Annotated in this window: 1 protein-coding gene; it reads right to left on the bottom strand. The window is 69.8% G+C overall.

Annotation, left to right across the window (positions count from 1 at the left end; all coding sequences use genetic code 11):
* Positions 1–96: 96 nt before the first annotated feature.
* Entirely contained in the window at positions 97–1,404 is a 1,308-nt protein-coding gene (locus VF542_RS00030) for an IS701 family transposase (protein WP_422653739.1), read from the bottom strand.
* Between the last annotated feature and the right edge of the window lie 184 nt (positions 1,405–1,588).

Raw genomic sequence — 1,588 nt, 5'->3', positions numbered from 1 at the left:
CCTGCCCGAACAGCGCCTTCATCTGCGCCTCGCCGACCGGCTGCCCGGCAGACACCCCGCTCAACCCAGCTAGTACTCCAGCCGTAGATCCTTTGATCATGAAGGTCCTGCCGCTTGGCGGTGGTAGTGACTGACGCGGGCGCGGTGTTGATGTCGTCGCCGCCAGCAGGACCAGGCCTGCGGATCGGCGGACCGGCGGCTCGGTTCGATGACCAGCCGGAGCATTAGGCGCTGCAGCTCGTTGCAGGTCAGCGGGATCAGCCCGCTCGGTGGCGAGCCGGCGGCGTGTTCGCCGGCGGCGAGGACGACGAGCAGGGCGTAGGCGAGCATCGCCAGCAGCGTCCAGCGCCGCCACGGCAGCCAGCGGCGCACCTGGTGCTCATCGAGGCCGGCCAGGCCCTTGCCGCCCTGGAAGCTTTCCTCGATCGTCCAACGACGCCCGGCGACGGCGACCAACTGGGTCAGCGGCACCGGGGTGGGTGCGTAGCAGTGGTAGAAGGCCAGCTCGCCGGTGCGCCGCGAGCGGCGGATCAGCAACCACCAGCAGCCGGGACGGGTAGCGCGGTCGGAAGGGGGGAGGTCGATGCAGGCCCAGTCGTAGTACCGCTGTCCCTTCACACCGGGCCCGGCCGAGAGCCGCTGCCAGGCGCGGGCAGGCAGGGCGGCGGCCAGGACGTCCGCGCGGATCGGTCCGGCCGCCGTGGGCAGCCGTCGGTTGCCGGCGATGGCCAGCACATAGCCGATCGGCCGCGCCTCGAGCGCGGCGCGCAGGTCTGGATCGGCGCCGTAGACCTCATCGCCGGCCACCCAGCGCGCGGGCACCTCGGCGTCCAGCGCGCGGTCCAGCATCGCGGTCGCCAGCGCCGGCTTGGTCGCAAACTTCACCTCGGCCGGCACGCCGGCGTTGGCGCAGCGGACCGGGTCGTCGGTCCAGGACTTGGGAAGGTAGAGCTCTCGGTCAATCAGCGCATGTCCGCGCTCGGCGGAGTAGGTCAGATAGACCGCGACCTGCGAGTTCTCGATCCGTCCGGCGGTGCCGGTGTACTGACGCTGCACTCCGACGGTGCGGCTGCCCTTCTTCACATCCCCGGTCTCATCGATCACCAGGACCGCACCGGGATCGGCGAGATGCTCGACGATGTAGTCGCACAGGTCCTCGCGGACCCCGTCGGTGTCCCAGCCGGCGCGAGCCAGCAGATGCTGCATGCCATCCGGCGTGGCATCGCCGGCGTGCTCGGCGAGCGTCCAGCAGTTCTTCCGCGGCAGATCCGCGAGCAGCCCGAGTACGAAGGCGCGCACCCGACGCCGCACTTCCACCCGGCCGAATCGGCCGGCTATCCGATCCAGCAGCTCATCGATCCCGGCCTGCCAGGCGGCAGGTCCTACCCTGACACCCGCGGTCACCGCGGGCTCTGTCGCAGTCCACACACCCGACGATGGTCACGCGGTGGCCGCCCCTCACAGCCCAAGCAAGATCAAGCGATCTACGGCTGGAGTACTAAGCTCAACCCGGAGGACATTCCGCCGCATGCCATTGATTGATGCCGAGACCACTCTGATGCGTTCATCCTGTCGTGCGCCGTTCACC

This window comes from Jatrophihabitans sp., from assembly GCF_036389215.1.
Classification (GTDB): Bacteria; Actinomycetota; Actinomycetes; order Mycobacteriales; family Jatrophihabitantaceae; genus Jatrophihabitans_A.
Note: the sequence above shows the minus strand (reverse complement) of the source record. Positions and strands in the feature narration are given on the sequence as shown.